We start from the raw sequence: 16,014 nt of genomic DNA on the forward strand, positions 1-16,014 counted from the left end.
GGGGAAGCGATGACTGCTTTTTTCAAGAAACCGAAACGATATATGCCGTTGCGTCAACGAGAACCAAAAATTGACGCTCCACAGGGATTGATGACGAAGTGCCCATCTTGTAAATATATGCATTATACGAAACAGTTAAACGAAAATCATAAGGTATGTGACTGTGGCTACCATTTTCCGCTTCATTCACAGGAACGAATCGACATGCTCGTCGATGAAGGTTCATTCGAACGGTTTGCGGGACCTTCCGTCAAAGCGAATCCACTCGATTTTCCTGATTATGAAGAAAAGTTGAATAAAGACCGTGAACGGACAGGGATTGAAGAAGCGGTCGTTTGCGGAAAAGCGACGATCGATGGACTACCTCTCGTCGTTTGCGTGATGGATGCTCGATTCCGAATGGGGTCGATGGGTGCTTACGTAGGGGAAGCGATTGCCTCTGCTGTTCGCCAAGCGACGTCACGTCGTCTCCCGGTTGTCTTATTCACGGCGTCAGGTGGCGCACGCATGCAAGAAGGGATGGTCAGTTTGATGCAAATGGCGAACACGTCCATCGCTTTAAAAGAACATGATGAAGCGGGTCTTCTCTACATCGCCTATTTGACACATCCGACGACAGGTGGGGTTTCAGCAAGTTTTGCGATGCTTGGCGACTTAAACGTCGCAGAGCCCGGTGCGCTTATTGGATTTGCGGGAAGACGAATCATCGAACAGACGATTCGGGAAAAACTTCCGGAAAACTTCCAGACGGCAGAGTTCTTACTCGAGTCTGGACAATTAGATGCGGTCATCCATCGTGAGCAGATGCGTTCGTTCTTGAAGAAAATGATCGGATTACACGATGGGGGTGTTCGACATGTTTGACCCAATCAAAGAAGTGACCGAACAGCTAAACAAATTGCGTGAGACAGCCGAAACAAAAGGGATTGATCTATCACGTGAGATTCGTCACCTGGAGTTAAAGCTCGACCGATTAGAAAAAGATATTTATGGGAATATGAAACCGTGGGATCGCGTACAATTGGCGCGAAACCCGAAACGTCCGACAACACTCGATTACATCCATCACATGTTCCCAGATTTCATGGAACTCCATGGCGATCGACACGGGTATGATGATGCGGCAATCGTATCGGGACTTGCGACATTCGAAGGTGTTCCGGTGACCATCATCGGGCATCAGCGTGGTCGGAATACGAAAGAAAACATGAAGCGGAATTTTGGGATGCCACACCCTGAGGGATACCGAAAAGCACTACGTTTCATGAAGCAAGCCGAGAAGTTCAACCGTCCGATTTTGACATTCATTGACACGAAAGGGGCTTATCCAGGGAAAGCCGCTGAAGAGAGAGGTCAAAGTGAAGCGATTGCTCGAAACTTGTTTGAAATGGCGACGTTGAAAGTACCGATCGTTTCCGTCGTTATTGGAGAAGGCGGTTCTGGTGGTGCGCTTGGGATTGGTGTTTGCGACCGATTGTTGATGCTTGAGAATAGTACGTACTCGGTCATCTCGCCAGAAGGTGCAGCGGCACTTTTGTGGAAAGATGCCAAACAAGCAGAGCGTGCAGCAGAAACGATGAAAATTACAGCACAAGATTTGTTCAACCTAGGGATCGTGGATGAAGTTGTAGGGGAAGTGTATGGGGGCGCGCATGTCGATGTGTCATTACAGTCATCACTCTTGAAACCTGTATTATTACAGCACATGAACGAGTTGCTCGATCTGTCGACTTCTCAACTCATTCAAGGACGTGCGACCAAATATCATCAAATTGGCACAATTAGTGAGTGAAAACGTTAACAATGGCTTTGAATATAGAGTTATTCATTCATCAAGTGACTGCTTTGTAGGATACCCTATGCATTTTTTTCACATACTTGTGTTGTAAAACAAAGGTCAGACATGGTATTTTATTTTCAGATTTCGTTAAAACACATAAGAGGTGAGTGACGTGAATTTAAAACGTATTGCGGTATTAACAAGTGGAGGAGACGCTCCTGGAATGAACGCTGCTGTCCGTGCCGTGACCCGAAAAGCGATTTTCGAAGGTCTTGAAGTGTACGGTGTGTATAACGGCTACCAAGGATTAATCGAAGGTGATTTAGTCGAATTAAACCTTGGATCAGTCGGCGACATCATTCAACGTGGAGGTACGTTCCTTCGCTCTGCACGCTGTCCTGAATTCAGAACTGAAGAAGGACGTGCAAAAGCAGTAGAACAGTTGAAGAAGTTCAATATCGATGCCCTCGTGGTCATCGGTGGAGACGGCTCTTATCGCGGAGCTCAGAAATTAACGGAACTCGGATTCCCAACAATCGGCCTTCCTGGTACGATTGATAACGATATTCCGGGAACGGATGCGACAATCGGTTTCGATACAGCGCTCAATACAGCGCTTGACGCAATCGACAAAATTCGTGACACAGCTTCATCTCATGAACGTACGTATGTGATTGAAGTAATGGGTCGCGATGCTGGTGATATCGCACTTTATTCTGGTCTCGCTGGTGGTGCGGAGTCGATTCTTGTCCCAGAACGTCCAGAAGAGTTGAATGCAATCGTGGAACGTATCAATCACGGGATTGCCCGCGGTAAGAAGCACTCGATCGTCATCGTTGCTGAAGGTGCCGGAAGTGCTGAAGAAATCGGCAAATTGATTGCTGAGAAGACGAACTCGGAGACACGTGTTACGATTCTCGGACACATTCAACGTGGTGGTTCCCCAACTGCTGCAGACCGTGTACTTGCAAGTCGTATGGGTGCATACGCTGTTGAGATTCTTCTTGAAGGGAAAGCGGGCCGCGTCGTCGGAATCCGTAATAACCAGATGATGGATCTTGATATCGATGAGGCGCTCGACCACAACAAGCACACAATCGATATGCAATTGATTGACCTCGTCAACCAATTGTCAATCTAATTGATTTTAGAAGTTGCAGAGACGGGATCAGGTCCATGGCCCCCCGTTTTCTGTATGTAAGTTGCACTATATCCCCTAGGAGGTTTTTATATTATGCGTAGAACGAAAATTGTATGTACGATTGGACCGGCTTCTGAGAAGCGTCTTCCTGAAATGATTGAAGCTGGAATGAACGTTGCCCGTCTCAACTTCTCACACGGTGACTATGAAGAGCACGGTGCACGTATCCGTGACATCCGTGAAGCGGCGAAAGCAGCTGGGAAAGTGGTCACAGTCCTTCTTGACACGAAAGGTCCAGAAATCCGTACACATACGTTTGAAGATGGAAAAGCTCTTCTTGAAAAAGGAAAAGAAGTCACAATCGTTTCAAGCGAAGAAATCGTCGGAACGAAAGATCGTTTCTCTGTAACGTATGAAGGTCTTTACGAAGACGTAGAAGTCGGTTCACACATCATGCTCGACGACGGTCTCATCGGACTCCGTGTCGTTGAAAAACTTCCGAACCGCGACCTCCGTTGCGTGATCGAAAACGAAGGAATCATCAAGACGAAGAAAGGTGTTAACTTGCCAAACGTCAAGGTAAACCTTCCTGCCCTCACAGACAAAGATATCTCGGACATCGAGTTCGGTATCTCACAAGACATCGATGTCATCGCAGCATCGTTCGTACGTCGTGCGTCTGACGTGGTAGAAATTCGTCAACTTCTTGAAAAACACAACGCGTCACACATCAAGATTTACCCGAAAATCGAGAACCAAGAAGGTGTGGATAACATCGAAGAAATCTTGGCAATCTCTGACGGCTTGATGGTTGCTCGTGGTGACCTCGGTATCGAGATCCCGACAGAAGAAGTAACACCTGTTCAAAAAGAACTCATCAAGAAGTGTAACGACCTCGGTAAGCCGGTCATCACTGCAACGCAAATGCTCGACTCGATGCAACGTAACCCGCGTCCGACACGTGCGGAAGCATCTGACGTAGCAAACGCGATCTTGGACGGAACAGATGCAGTCATGCTTTCTGGTGAAACAGCTGCAGGGGACTACCCAATCGAGTCAGTCCAAATGCAAGCTGCAATCGCAGAACGCACTGAGCGCATGCTCGACTACAAAAACTTGTTGAAAGATCGTCAGAAGCGCAGTGAGCATACGGTAACGGATGCAATCTCACAAGCGGTTGCTCACACAGCAATCAACTTGAACGCGAAAGCGATCTTGACGCCAACACAATCAGGATACACAGCGGCTCGTACGGCGAAATACCGTCCAGAAGCGAACATCATTGCAGTCACTGAATCAGAGCGCGTTGCTCGTCAATTGAACCTCGTTTGGGGCGTATACCCGATCGTTGCTGAGACGATGCCAAACAACACGGATGAAATGTTGGTTCAAGCATCAGAAGCAGCACGTCACGCTGGATTCGTCACTGACGGTGACCTCGTTGTCATCTCAGCTGGTATTCCTGCAGCGACAGCTGGTACGACGAACATGATGAAAGTCCACATCGTCGGTCATGCTCTCGCAGACGGACGTGGAATCGGTGAGCGCGGTGTCGTTGGAGAAGTCGTTGTCGCAAAAAATGCGGAAGAAGCAAACGCGAAAGCGAAAGACGGCATGATTCTCGTCGCGCCTTTCACAGATAAAGAAATGATGCCTGCCATCGAAAAAGCGGCTGGAATTATCACGGAAGACGGCGGATTGACAAGCCACGCTGGTATCGTTGGACCATCACTCCGTAAGCCAGTCATCGTAGGTGTGGATACAGCCACAACTTCACTTCGTGACGGTCAGATGATTTCAATCGACCCACTCACAGGTAAAATCTACAACGCATAATTGAACGACAATCGAACCGGCCTTCTACAAAGGTCGGTTCTTTTTCCGTTCGAAGAAAGGAATACGTATGAGTGCATATTTATTTTTAATTCTATTGGTGCTAATTGGCGTCATTGCACAAAACCAGTCAATCATTATCGCGAGCAGTGCGTTACTTATCATCAAAGCATTAGGGTTTGGTGATCAATTATTTCCGACACTTGCATCGAAAGGAATCAATTGGGGTGTGACGATTATTACCATTGCCGTACTCGTCCCGATTGCAACCGGTGATATCGGTTTTAAAGAATTGTGGAATAGTATTCGTGGCCCAGTTGGAATCGTTGCATTTGGTTCAGGAATATTTGTAGCTTTAGCAGCGGCACAAGGCGTTCAATTGATGCGCGTCGACCCGGTCGTCACGACGGCACTTCTCGCAGGCACGATTCTAGCGGTCGGATTCATGAAAGGCGTACCTGTTGGACCGTTGATTGGAGCTGGAATTGCGGCCTTGATTTTAGGTGGATATCAAGTCATTGAAAAATGGTTTTGATATTTTCTGACAACTGAAGCCGCTTACATTTCTTTTTTGCAATAAATTGTTTATACTATATAAAGGACAGGGTAAACGGAGACTGGGTGAATGCAGGGGAAAAGCCCGTCCCGTATCCTTATTCCCTATACACAGACTGTTTTTACGGTCGACCACTTTCAAACAAGACTGAGGGGGAGTTATGAATGTCAACGACAAAAGGGTTAGAAGGTATTGTGGCAGCAGCCTCAAAAGTCAGCTCAATTATTGACGGACAATTGACTTATGGAGGATATACCATTGATGATTTAGCGGACAACGCCACATTTGAAGAAGTTGTATTTTTATTGTGGAATGATCGCTTACCAAATGCAGAGGAATTGACAGCGCTCTCAGAGGCACTCGTGAAAGAAGCGACGTTGCCAGAAGAAGTGATTGATACGTTAGCTCGTGCACCGAAATCAGCGAATGCAATGGCGACGATTCGTACGGCGCTCTCACAACTTGCTCTATATGATGAAGAATCTGAAGACATGAGTGACGAGGCAAATATGCGTAAAGCGATTCGTCTCCAAGCTCAAGTCGCTACAATCGTGACGGCATTCGCACGTCTACGTAAAGGCGAGCAACCTGTCGCTCCGAAAGAAGGTCTCTCATATGCAGCAAACTTCTTATACATGTTGAATGGAGAAGAACCAAGCGAAGTCGCAGAGAAGACAATCGACAAAGCACTTATCCTTCATGCAGACCATGAATTGAACGCTTCAACGTTCACAGCCCGTGTCTGTGTGGCGACGCTTTCTGATATGTATTCTGGTGTGACGGCGGCGATGGGAGCACTCAAAGGACCGCTTCATGGTGGTGCAAACGAAGCAGTTATGAAAATGCTTCATGAGATCGACTCGGTCGACCGCGTTGAAGAATATGTACGTGGTAAATTCGAACGCAAAGAAAAAATTATGGGCTTCGGTCACCGTGTCTATAAAGACGGCGACCCACGTGCGAAGCACTTGAAAGAAATGAGCCGCCAGTTGACTGCTCAAATCGGCGAGCCGAAATGGTATGAGATGTCTGAGAAAATCGATCATCTCGTTGAAACAGAAAAAGGATTGAAACCAAACGTCGACTTCTACTCGGCATCAACATACTATGCGCTCGGTCTTGAAGAAGACTTATTCACACCAATCTTCGCCGTATCACGGATGTCAGGTTGGATTGCGCACATTCTCGAGCAATATGCGGATAACCGTTTGATTCGTCCACGTGCGGAATATGTCGGTGAAACAAGCCGTAAATATGTTCCTGTGAACGAACGTTAATTCGAGACACATTTTAGACAAAAGTTTGGTAAACTAACAAGTGACGTAGGTCGGCGTACGCGTCGACCTACAGTAATGTACTTAGGGGGATTCATTATGTTGACACAAGGACAAAAAATTACAGTTGAAAACGGTGTATTGAACGTACCAAACGTTCCGACAGTACCATTCATTATCGGTGACGGAACAGGTCCTGATATTTGGAACGCGGCTGTTCGTGTATTCGATGCTGCAGTTGAAAAAGCATACGGCGGCGACAAGAAAATCGAATGGATGGAAGTATACGCTGGGGAGAAAGCTTATAACGAAAAAGGTGAGTGGCTCCCGACAGAAACACTTGATCAAATTCGCGAGTACTTGATTGCAATCAAAGGACCACTTACGACACCGGTCGGTGGTGGAATTCGTTCATTGAACGTTGCGCTTCGTCAAGAGCTCGACTTATACACATGCCTTCGTCCAGTTCGTTACTTCACAGGTGTTCCTTCACCAGTAAAACGTCCTGAAGATACAGACATGGTCATCTTCCGTGAAAATACAGAAGATATCTACGCAGGGATCGAGTACGCGTCAGGAAGCGACGAAGTGAAAAAACTTATCAAATTCTTGCAAGATGAAATGAACGTGAACAAGATCCGTTTCCCAGAGACATCAGGGATCGGTATCAAGCCTGTTTCTTCTGAAGGGACAGAGCGTCTCGTCCGTGCTGCAATCGAATATGCGATTGCGAACGACCGCAAATCGGTCACGCTCGTACACAAAGGGAACATCATGAAGTTCACAGAAGGCGCATTCAAAAACTGGGGTTATGCACTCGCTGAAGCTGAATACGGTGACAAAGTGTTCACATGGGCACAGTATGACCGCATCAAAGAAGAGTCTGGCGAAGCAGCTGCGAACGAAGCTCAGTCGAAAGCAGAAGCTGAAGGGAAAATCATCGTTAAAGATTCGATCGCTGATATCTTCCTCCAGCAAATCTTGACACGCCCACGTGAGTTCGATGTCGTCGCGACGATGAACTTGAACGGAGACTACATCTCAGACGCACTTGCTGCACAAGTAGGTGGAATCGGGATTGCACCTGGTGCGAACATCAACTACATCACAGGACATGCAATTTTCGAAGCGACACACGGTACAGCTCCGAAATACGCAGGTCTTGATAAAGTAAACCCATCTTCAGTCATCCTTTCTGGTGAGATGATGCTCCGCCACATGAACTGGAACGAAGCGGCTGACCTCATCATCAACTCAATGGAGAAAACAATCGCTTCGAAAGTTGTCACATATGACTTCGCACGTCTCATGGACGGCGCGACAGAAGTGAAGTGTTCTGAATTCGCGGATGAATTGATCAAAAACATGTAATTCAAACGAATAAGTCGCCAATTGAGGGGGAGAGCTCATGATTCGTCGTAACAAAATTTCTGTAATTGGAAGTGGCTTCACCGGTGCAACCACTGCACTGTATCTGGCTCAACGTGAGCTAGGGGATGTCGTTCTACTCGATATGGAAGAAAAAGTTGGACCGACGAAAGGGAAAGCGCTCGACATGCAAGAAACAGCACCAATTCAAGGGTTTGACGCTTGGATTACCGGAACATCAGATTACGCAGATACGGCTGATTCGGATATCGTCGTCATCACGGCGGGAATCGCGCGTAAGCCTGGAATGAGTCGAGATGATCTCGTTGCGACGAACGCGAACGTGATGCGTTCCGTCGTCAAAGAAATCGCTCGCTATTCGCCGGAAGCGATTTTGATTGTCTTGACGAACCCGGTAGATGCGATGACTTATGCGGCGTTCAAAGAGTCGGGTTTCCCGAAAGAACGCGTCATCGGGCAATCTGGTGTACTGGATACGGCTCGTTTCCGGACGTTTGTCGCACAAGAGTTAAACGTTTCAGTCAAAGATGTATCTGGATTCGTTCTTGGTGGACATGGCGACGATATGGTGCCTCTCGTGCGTTATTCATACGCAGGTGGCATCCCGCTTGAAAAACTCATACCACATGAGCGAATCGAGCAAATTGTCGAGCGGACACGAAAAGGTGGCGGTGAAATCGTCCAACTGTTAGGTGATGGATCAGCGTATTATGCGCCAGCTGCTGCAATCGTAGAAATGGTTGAGGCGATTTTAAAGGATCAACGTCGAATCTTACCAGCTATTGCTTATTTAGAAGGCGAGTATGGATTTAACGATTTGTATCTAGGTGTTCCGACCATTCTTGGAAAACATGGTATTGAGCAAGTACTCGAGCTCGATCTGACGGATGAAGAGAAAGCGGCGCTTTCGCGATCTGCAGACTCTGTTCGCTCCGTATTGGGCGTCCTATAAGTAAAAGTGCTTCCTGCAATCTTGCGGGAAGCACTTTTTTGCGGTTTCCATCATGTGGTGCATGCTACACTAAAAGTGGATTTGTTTTGTTTTTGTAAAGATTTGCTTTGAGGTTGGTCGTTTCAAGCTTTGATTTGTAAAATAGAGAGTGACATTTGATGGATTAAGAGGAGGAAGTAGTGTGGCTGATAAAGTAATTGTTGTCGACGATGAAGTATCGATTGCGACGTTATTAAAATTTAATTTAGAACAAGCTGGTTTCGAGGTGGAGACTGCGCATGATGGAAAAACCGGATTGGAATTGGCTGAAAAGAAAGATGCCGTCTTAATCGTGCTCGACTTGATGCTTCCGGAAATGGATGGGCTTGAAGTGTGTAAACGACTGCGTCAACAAAAAGTCAACACGCCGATTTTAATGCTAACAGCAAAAGACGATGAGTTTGATAAAGTCCTCGGTCTTGAACTCGGTGCAGATGATTATTTGACGAAACCGTTCAGTCCGCGCGAAGTCGTGGCACGTGTCAAAGCGATTCTGAGACGCTCGGCGCCACAAGAAACTGCGGTAGACGAGGATGTCATTCAAATCGGTGACGTAAAAATTGTCGCTTCGAACTACGAAGTGTTCAAACAAGGCGAACGTCTCGAATTGACTCCGAAAGAATTTGAACTGTTAGCATACTTGGCTAAAAATAAAGGACGTGTGCTGACACGAGACCAATTGCTATCCGCTATTTGGAATTACGATTTCGTCGGTGACACGCGAATCGTCGATGTCCATATCAGTCATCTCCGTGAAAAAATCGAACCAGTCACGAAGAAGCCGACATATATTAAAACGATTCGTGGCCTCGGTTATAAAATGGAGGAGCCGACTTCGGAATGAAGACGTATCGCTCTAGATTCATGACGACGCTCATCCTTCTCGTCACGGGCGTACTTTTGACGCTTGGCATCGTGCTCGGTCAACTGTTTAAAGATTTTTATTTGGATTCTGAACGTGACCGCTTGAAAGAGGATGCTCAGCTCGCCGCTTTGTACCTTGAAGGAGGAGAGCTAGACGAAATTCGAGGATATGTCGGTCAAATCGATGACGGGAGTAGCTTTGACATTTTGCTACTCAATAGCAGGAATGAAGTCATCGCCGGGACGCCGTTTCGTGTCGGGTCAATCGATTATAAGATTGAACCGAGTCTGGTGCCTGAAGACGGAACGTTTGGTGAAGCAGACGAAGATGAGTTGATTCAGTTCACAAAACCGATTGAACTTGCGACAGGGGAGACGGTCTATTTAACGTTCATCCGTTACGTGTCAGACCTTGAAGGCGTGTATGATCGAATTTGGTTAACGATTGCGCTCGCGCTCTTCTTTTCATTTTTCATCATTCTATTCGTCCTTCAGCATCTGACGAACCAATTTATACGACCGATCGATGAGGCGACGATCGTTTTGCGGGAACTCGCCGATGGGAATTATCGGGCTCGCGTTTACGAACTGCGAAATGACGAGGAAACCGGAAGTCTCGCTGGATCAATCAATGTCCTCGCCCGAAATTTGGAGTCAATTTCACTCGGAGAATCGGTTCAGCGAGCACGACTCGAATCACTCATCGAATATATGGGGGCAGGGCTCCTTCTCGTGGACGAGCGAGGCATCGTCACATTAGTCAACCGTTCGTATCGCGAGATGTTCCAATACGATGATTTGTCGATCGGACAATTTTATCACGGGATGTTACCGAGTCCTGATGTTGAGACTCTGATCGAAGACGTGTATTTGACGGAAGAAGTTCATCGTCGTCAGCTGTCGATTCGAACTGGCTTCAATCAGAAAACGTATATGGTGTCTGCTGCACCGATTTTCAGTGATACGGGAATGCTTCGTGGGACGACATTATTATTTAATGACATCACGGAGCTGAAGCGACTCGAGAAGATGCGGAAAGACTTTGTCGCGAACGTCAGTCATGAACTCAAGACCCCGCTCACCTCCATTCGTGGATTTAGTGAGACATTACTCGACGGGGCTAAAGAAGTGCCTGAACTCCGCGACCAGTTCTTAGACATCATTCAAAAAGAGGCGACTCGGATGCAGATGCTTGTTGAAGATTTGCTTGAGCTGTCGAGATTAGAACGTGATGATTTCCAGATGGAACTGGTATCCGTCGACTTGAACCAGCTCGTCGATGAGGTATGTCTCTTGCTCAGTCAGAAAGCGGACAAAAAGTCGATTCATCTAGAGCCGAAGCATCATGGGACGGCCGTCTTACAGGCCGATTTGAATCGGATGAAACAAGTCATCATGAACCTCGTCGCGAACGCCATCAACTATTCTCCGGAAGGAAGTCGTGTCGAGATTTCCGTCGAGGCGAATGAGGATGCGTACAAGTTACGCGTGAAGGATAATGGAATCGGGATTGCTGAAAAAGAAGTCAGTCGAATCTTTGAGCGCTTCTATCGTGTTGACAAAGCAAGAAGCCGAAATTCAGGTGGCACGGGTCTAGGTCTTGCTATCGTGAAACACATCATCGATCTCCATCATGCGACAATCGATGTCGATAGCGTCGAGGGCAAAGGGACGACGTTCACCATCACGTTCCCGCGGGTTTGAATCCCACTTAACCGCTGATTCTTAGTCACTTTACAAAACCTTGCTATTCCATTCATATTTACTTTACAAAACCTTGCTATTCTTATGAATGAGACCTCTTCATCATCTCGTGACTCGATCGGTGCTCATCTCCACACGGTCGAGAATTTGGCCCTTTTCTATTCGTAGAAAAGGGTCTTTTTTTTCGAACGCTTGTACCCGTATGGTATGATGAATGAAGAGAAGAATGGAGGTCGATTGAATGAATAAATTACTAGTCCTGGATGGGAATTCCTTAACATATCGTGCGTTTTTTGCACTGCCTCCGATGTCGGACGCGTCAGGCAGAAATACGAATGCGGTGTATGGATTTACGATGATGTTATTGAAATTGATGGAAGATGAACAACCGACTCATTTCGCCGTGGCTTTCGATGCATCGAAGAAAACGTTTCGGCACGATACGTTCGCAGAATATAAAGGTGGGCGTCAAAAGACACCTGGAGAATTACGCGAACAGTTCCCGCTCGTGCGTGACGTTTGTCGGGCGTTCGGCATCTCAGTCTTAGAACTCGACCAATATGAGGCGGATGATATCATCGGCACGCTCTCCAAGGATACATCATACAATCAAGTGACGATTGTGACAGGAGATAAAGATTTACTGCAACTGATTGATAATCGCGTGACCGTCTACTTGACGAAGCGAGGCATCACAGATGTCGAAAAAATGGACGAAACGGCATTCCAGGAACGTTATGAGGGACTACAACCGATTCAGATGATCGACTTAAAAGGGTTGATGGGGGATAAGTCGGATAACATTCCAGGTATCCCGGGTGTCGGGGAAAAGACGGCGCTCAAGTTGATTTCAACATATGGAACCGTCGAGTCCCTTTACGAACATACGGATGAACTAAAGGGGAAACAGAAAGAAAAAGTGGAAGCCAATGAGCGAGAGGCGAAGATGTCAAAACAGTTGGCGACGATTTATACAGACGTGCCACTTAATGTGACCGTTGATGATCTCGTTTTTAAACCTTATGATGCTTCTGTCGTGAAGCCTCTGTTCATGGAACTTCAATTCAAGTCGTTGATCGGTAAATTAGCGGACAGCTCTACAGAAGAAACGGTCGAAAAAGAAGTACGGCCAACCATCGACCTTTCTGAACAAGATTTGTCTCGAGCGGTCCTGTTTCTTGAGCAACTACACGATGACTATTTCGAAGAAGACATCGTTGGGGTTGCAATCGCATCAGATCGTGGCGTGACCGTCGGTGACGTGACACTGTTACAAGATGCACGAGTCAAGGAATGGATTGAAGACGAATCGAAGACGACGATTTGTCTCGATGCTAAACAGACAATCATTCAGTTGAAGCGACATCACCTATCCCTTCGCGGTTATGAAGATTTACTCGTTGCCGGATACTTGTTGAATTTATCTGGTGGAACGTCACTCAGCTCGATTGCTTCTCATTTCGCATACCCTCTTGAAGAAGATGAAGCAGTTTATGGGAAAGGCGCAAAAATAAAAGTCCCTGATGAGGAAGTTTTCCACTCTCATCTCACGGAGAAAGCACATGCGATTTTGACGCTGTTTGAACGTGTCACTTCAGAACTGAAAGATAACGAACAGACGGAATTATATGAGGCACTTGAAAAACCGCTCGTCTCAGTGTTAGCCGAGATGGAATGGGCAGGCATTCATGTAAACGTGGAAACACTTCAGCACATGGAGGCAGATCTTCGTGAGCGCCTCTCTGCGCTTGAAGTAACGATTCATGAATTGGCCGGCGAACCGTTCAACATCAACTCGCCGAAACAGCTAGGGGTCGTCCTATTTGAGAAACTAGCGCTTCCCCCTGTTAAAAAGACAAAGACGGGTTACTCGACTGCGGCGGATGTCCTTGAGAAGTTGGCGCCGCTTCATCCGATCATCGAGAAAATCATGCATTATCGTGAACTCGGGAAACTACAGTCGACCTATGTAGAAGGATTGCAGAAAGTCGTGAAGGAAGATGGCAAGATTCATACTCGGTACACGCAGACGTTGACGCAAACGGGACGACTCTCGTCGGTCAACCCGAACTTACAAAACATCCCGATCCGATTAGAGGAGGGGCGTCGTATCCGTAAGGCATTTACCGCAAGCGAGCCGGGCTGGGTGCTCTATGCGGTCGACTATTCACAGATTGAACTTCGGATCATGGCGCATATGTCACAAGATGAGAAAATGATGGCAGCCTTTTTGCATGATGAGGATATCCACACGTCGACGGCGGCGAACGTGTTCAAAGTCGCAAATGAAGAAGTCACTTCACTCATGCGTCGTCAGGCGAAAGCCGTCAACTTCGGAATCATATATGGCATCAGTGATTATGGGCTCTCACAAAACCTAGGTATCACACGAAAAGAAGCACAAACGTTTATTGATACGTACTTTGAACAATTCCCGGGAGTGAAGACGTTCATGGATGCTGCGATTGAACGGGCTCGTGAACATGGGTTCGTCGAGACGATGTTAAAACGACGTCGTAATATCCCGGACATTCACTCTCGTAATTTCAACTTGCGTGGATTCGCTGAACGTACGGCCATCAACACACCGATTCAAGGAACGGCAGCCGACATCATCAAAAAAGCGATGATTGACGTCGACCACGCGCTTCAATCGTCGCAACTTCAATCCAAGTTGTTGTTACAAGTACATGATGAATTGATTTTTGAAGGTCCGGCTGAAGAGATGGAAGCATTAGAAAAATTAGTGACGAAAGCGATGGAACATACGGTGACACTCGATGTTCCGTTACGTGCGGATGGAGCCGTTGGAACGACGTGGTTCGATACGAAATAAGAAGATAGAAAGGAAATCAGTATGCCAGAATTACCAGAAGTCGAAACGGTTTGTCGCAGATTACGACCTGCCGTTTCCGGAAAGACGATTCAGTCTGTCGATGTGCTTGACCCTAAAATCATTCGGGGACTCGAGCCAGAAGAATGGGTCCATCATTTGGTCGGAGAGACCATTACAGATGTGGAACGTCGAGGGAAATTTATTTTATTTAAATTAACGAATGGATATCTCGTCTCCCATCTTCGGATGGAAGGGAAGTTCTTTCCATATGAGACAATCACAGCACCGGCTAAACATACGCATGTCGTCATCAACTTCACGGACCAATCGACCCTACATTATAATGATGTGCGGAAGTTTGGAACGATGGAGTTGCGGACGAATGAGGCGGTTCATACGACACCGCCACTGTCACTGCTCGCATATGAACCGTTTGACGAGCGTGTGACAACTGATGCATTGCATAAGCGTCTAGAGCGGATGAAGACACGCGCTATCAAGACGGCGCTTCTCGATCAGTCCATCTTCGTTGGATTAGGGAATATTTATGTAGATGAAACATTGTTTCGTGCTGGTGTGCATCCGACACGACCAGCTGCTAGTTTGACGCACGAAGAAGTGGAGCGTGTACGCATTGAAGCGGTAGCCGTGCTAAATGAGGCCATTGAACGTGGAGGTAGTACGATTCGCAGTTATACGAATCCAGACGGAGCAACGGGAACGTTCCAAGAACGACTTTATGTATACGGACAAGCCGGTGAACCATGTCGTCGTTGCGGACAAGAAATTGAAAAGATGAAACTAGGCGGTCGTGGTACGCATTATTGTCCACACTGTCAACAACGTTAAGGAGTGGGCGTTATGTTGAAAATTGGATTGACGGGTGGGATTGCAACCGGGAAGTCCACGGTGTCTCGACTTTTTCGGAAAAAGGGGATTCCGATCATCGATGCCGATTTGATTGCGAGGACGGTCGTCGAACCTGGAGGGAAGGCGATTGAGGGCGTAAAAGCGGCATTTCCAAAATGTTTTGACGGCGATGTCCTGAACCGTCCCGCGCTAGGGCGTGAAATTTTTCATGATGAGACGAAGCGTCAACATCTCAATCAGCTGATGCATCCAGCGATTCGTGAAGAGATGAAGGAACAGATGCGTGCTTATGAAGCATCCGGCGAGTCTGTCGTCATTTTTGATATTCCTCTCTTATTTGAAGGGACAATGCTCGACCTCGTCGATTATTCTGTCGTCGTCTATTGTCGCGAAGAGATTCAACTGATGCGTCTCATGGAGCGAAATGGATTGACGAAAGAAGAGGCGCTCGCTCGGATTCACTCTCAAATCCCGATTGAGGAGAAAAAGCATCAGGCCGATTTTCTCGTCAATAACAACGGTTCACTCGGGGATTTACCCCCACAAATCGACCGCTTAGTCGAACAATTTAAAGCCATAGAAAAAGAAGGCGAATAATCGCCTTCTTTCAGACTGTAGACAAAACGCCCGTTTCATTTCGTCTGAAACGGGCGTTTTGTCGTATTTTGGGCCATGAGGCGCTCTGACCGAGCCTTCGGGTGGCGCGTTGGGTGTTCTTCCACATCCAACGCGCCATCTTTTTCAGGTTGATGGCAGCAAAAGTAAGCATCGCCTGC

The 16,014-nt window shown here is 47.1% G+C and carries 13 protein-coding genes; all 13 read left to right on the top strand.

Annotated elements, in window-relative coordinates:
• The first annotated feature begins 9 nt into the window (after positions 1-9).
• On the top strand, positions 10-864 hold the full coding sequence (gene accD / locus KNO99_RS06395; RefSeq protein WP_214746516.1) for an acetyl-CoA carboxylase, carboxyltransferase subunit beta: 855 nt from the start codon (positions 10-12) through the stop codon (positions 862-864).
• On the top strand, positions 842-1,792 hold the full coding sequence (locus KNO99_RS06400) for an acetyl-CoA carboxylase carboxyltransferase subunit alpha (protein ID WP_214693239.1): 951 nt from the start codon (positions 842-844) through the stop codon (positions 1,790-1,792). The genes accD and KNO99_RS06400 overlap by 23 nt, the downstream gene beginning before the upstream one ends.
• A 160-nt stretch (positions 1,793-1,952) precedes the next feature.
• Complete coding sequence (gene pfkA / locus KNO99_RS06405) at positions 1,953-2,921, top strand: 6-phosphofructokinase (RefSeq protein ID WP_214693237.1); 969 nt, start codon at positions 1,953-1,955, stop codon at positions 2,919-2,921.
• Between the two features lie 93 nt (positions 2,922-3,014).
• Complete coding sequence (gene pyk / locus KNO99_RS06410) at positions 3,015-4,757, top strand: pyruvate kinase (RefSeq protein ID WP_214693235.1); 1,743 nt, start codon at positions 3,015-3,017, stop codon at positions 4,755-4,757.
• 67 nt (positions 4,758-4,824) lie between these two features.
• Positions 4,825-5,289, top strand: a complete 465-nt coding sequence (locus tag KNO99_RS06415) for a DUF441 domain-containing protein (protein WP_074033425.1) — start codon at positions 4,825-4,827, stop codon at positions 5,287-5,289.
• Between the two features lie 185 nt (positions 5,290-5,474).
• Positions 5,475-6,587: a citrate synthase gene (gene citZ, locus KNO99_RS06420; RefSeq protein WP_214693233.1), complete on the top strand. Its 1,113-nt coding sequence runs from the start codon at positions 5,475-5,477 to the stop codon at positions 6,585-6,587.
• Positions 6,588-6,686: 99 nt separating this feature from the next.
• Positions 6,687-7,955: an NADP-dependent isocitrate dehydrogenase gene (gene icd / locus KNO99_RS06425; RefSeq protein ID WP_083600123.1), complete on the top strand. Its 1,269-nt coding sequence runs from the start codon at positions 6,687-6,689 to the stop codon at positions 7,953-7,955.
• 37 nt (positions 7,956-7,992) lie between these two features.
• Positions 7,993-8,925, top strand: a complete 933-nt coding sequence (gene mdh / locus KNO99_RS06430) for a malate dehydrogenase (protein WP_214746459.1) — start codon at positions 7,993-7,995, stop codon at positions 8,923-8,925.
• A 181-nt stretch (positions 8,926-9,106) separates the two neighbouring features.
• The gene (locus tag KNO99_RS06435; RefSeq protein WP_214746462.1) at positions 9,107-9,808 is read left to right on the top strand and encodes a response regulator transcription factor; all 702 of its coding nucleotides are present in this window, start codon (positions 9,107-9,109) and stop codon (positions 9,806-9,808) included.
• Positions 9,805-11,532: a two-component system histidine kinase PnpS gene (gene pnpS / locus KNO99_RS06440; RefSeq protein WP_214746465.1), complete on the top strand. Its 1,728-nt coding sequence runs from the start codon at positions 9,805-9,807 to the stop codon at positions 11,530-11,532. Before KNO99_RS06435 ends, pnpS begins: the two co-directional genes overlap by 4 nt.
• A gap of 241 nt (positions 11,533-11,773) precedes the next feature.
• Positions 11,774-14,368 (top strand): DNA polymerase I, encoded by a 2,595-nt coding sequence (polA, locus tag KNO99_RS06445; protein WP_214746468.1) that lies wholly within the window; start codon positions 11,774-11,776, stop codon positions 14,366-14,368.
• Positions 14,369-14,389: 21 nt separating this feature from the next.
• On the top strand, positions 14,390-15,217 hold the full coding sequence (mutM, locus tag KNO99_RS06450; protein WP_214746472.1) for a DNA-formamidopyrimidine glycosylase: 828 nt from the start codon (positions 14,390-14,392) through the stop codon (positions 15,215-15,217).
• 12 nt (positions 15,218-15,229) lie between these two features.
• Entirely contained in the window at positions 15,230-15,835 is a 606-nt protein-coding gene (coaE, locus tag KNO99_RS06455) for a dephospho-CoA kinase (protein WP_214746475.1), read from the top strand.
• Positions 15,836-16,014 lie beyond the last annotated feature (179 nt).

It is taken from the genome of Exiguobacterium sp. s189 (assembly GCF_018617615.1).
GTDB lineage: Bacteria > Bacillota > Bacilli > Exiguobacteriales > Exiguobacteriaceae > Exiguobacterium > Exiguobacterium aestuarii_A.

Bases quoted from the DNA above. Each gene is read 5' to 3' on its own strand.
- accD (WP_214746516.1), top strand. From the start codon at position 10: ATGACTGCTTTTTTCAAGAAACCGAAACGATATATGCCGTTGCGTCAA.
- KNO99_RS06400 (WP_214693239.1), top strand. From the start codon at position 842: ATGGGGGTGTTCGACATGTTTGACCCAATCAAAGAAGTGACCGAACAG.
- pyk (WP_214693235.1), top strand. From the start codon at position 3,015: ATGCGTAGAACGAAAATTGTATGTACGATTGGACCGGCTTCTGAGAAG.
- KNO99_RS06415 (WP_074033425.1), top strand. From the start codon at position 4,825: ATGAGTGCATATTTATTTTTAATTCTATTGGTGCTAATTGGCGTCATT.
- citZ (WP_214693233.1), top strand. From the start codon at position 5,475: ATGTCAACGACAAAAGGGTTAGAAGGTATTGTGGCAGCAGCCTCAAAA.
- mdh (WP_214746459.1), top strand. From the start codon at position 7,993: ATGATTCGTCGTAACAAAATTTCTGTAATTGGAAGTGGCTTCACCGGT.
- pnpS (WP_214746465.1), top strand. From the start codon at position 9,805: ATGAAGACGTATCGCTCTAGATTCATGACGACGCTCATCCTTCTCGTC.
- polA (WP_214746468.1), top strand. From the start codon at position 11,774: ATGAATAAATTACTAGTCCTGGATGGGAATTCCTTAACATATCGTGCG.
- mutM (WP_214746472.1), top strand. From the start codon at position 14,390: ATGCCAGAATTACCAGAAGTCGAAACGGTTTGTCGCAGATTACGACCT.
- coaE (WP_214746475.1), top strand. From the start codon at position 15,230: ATGTTGAAAATTGGATTGACGGGTGGGATTGCAACCGGGAAGTCCACG.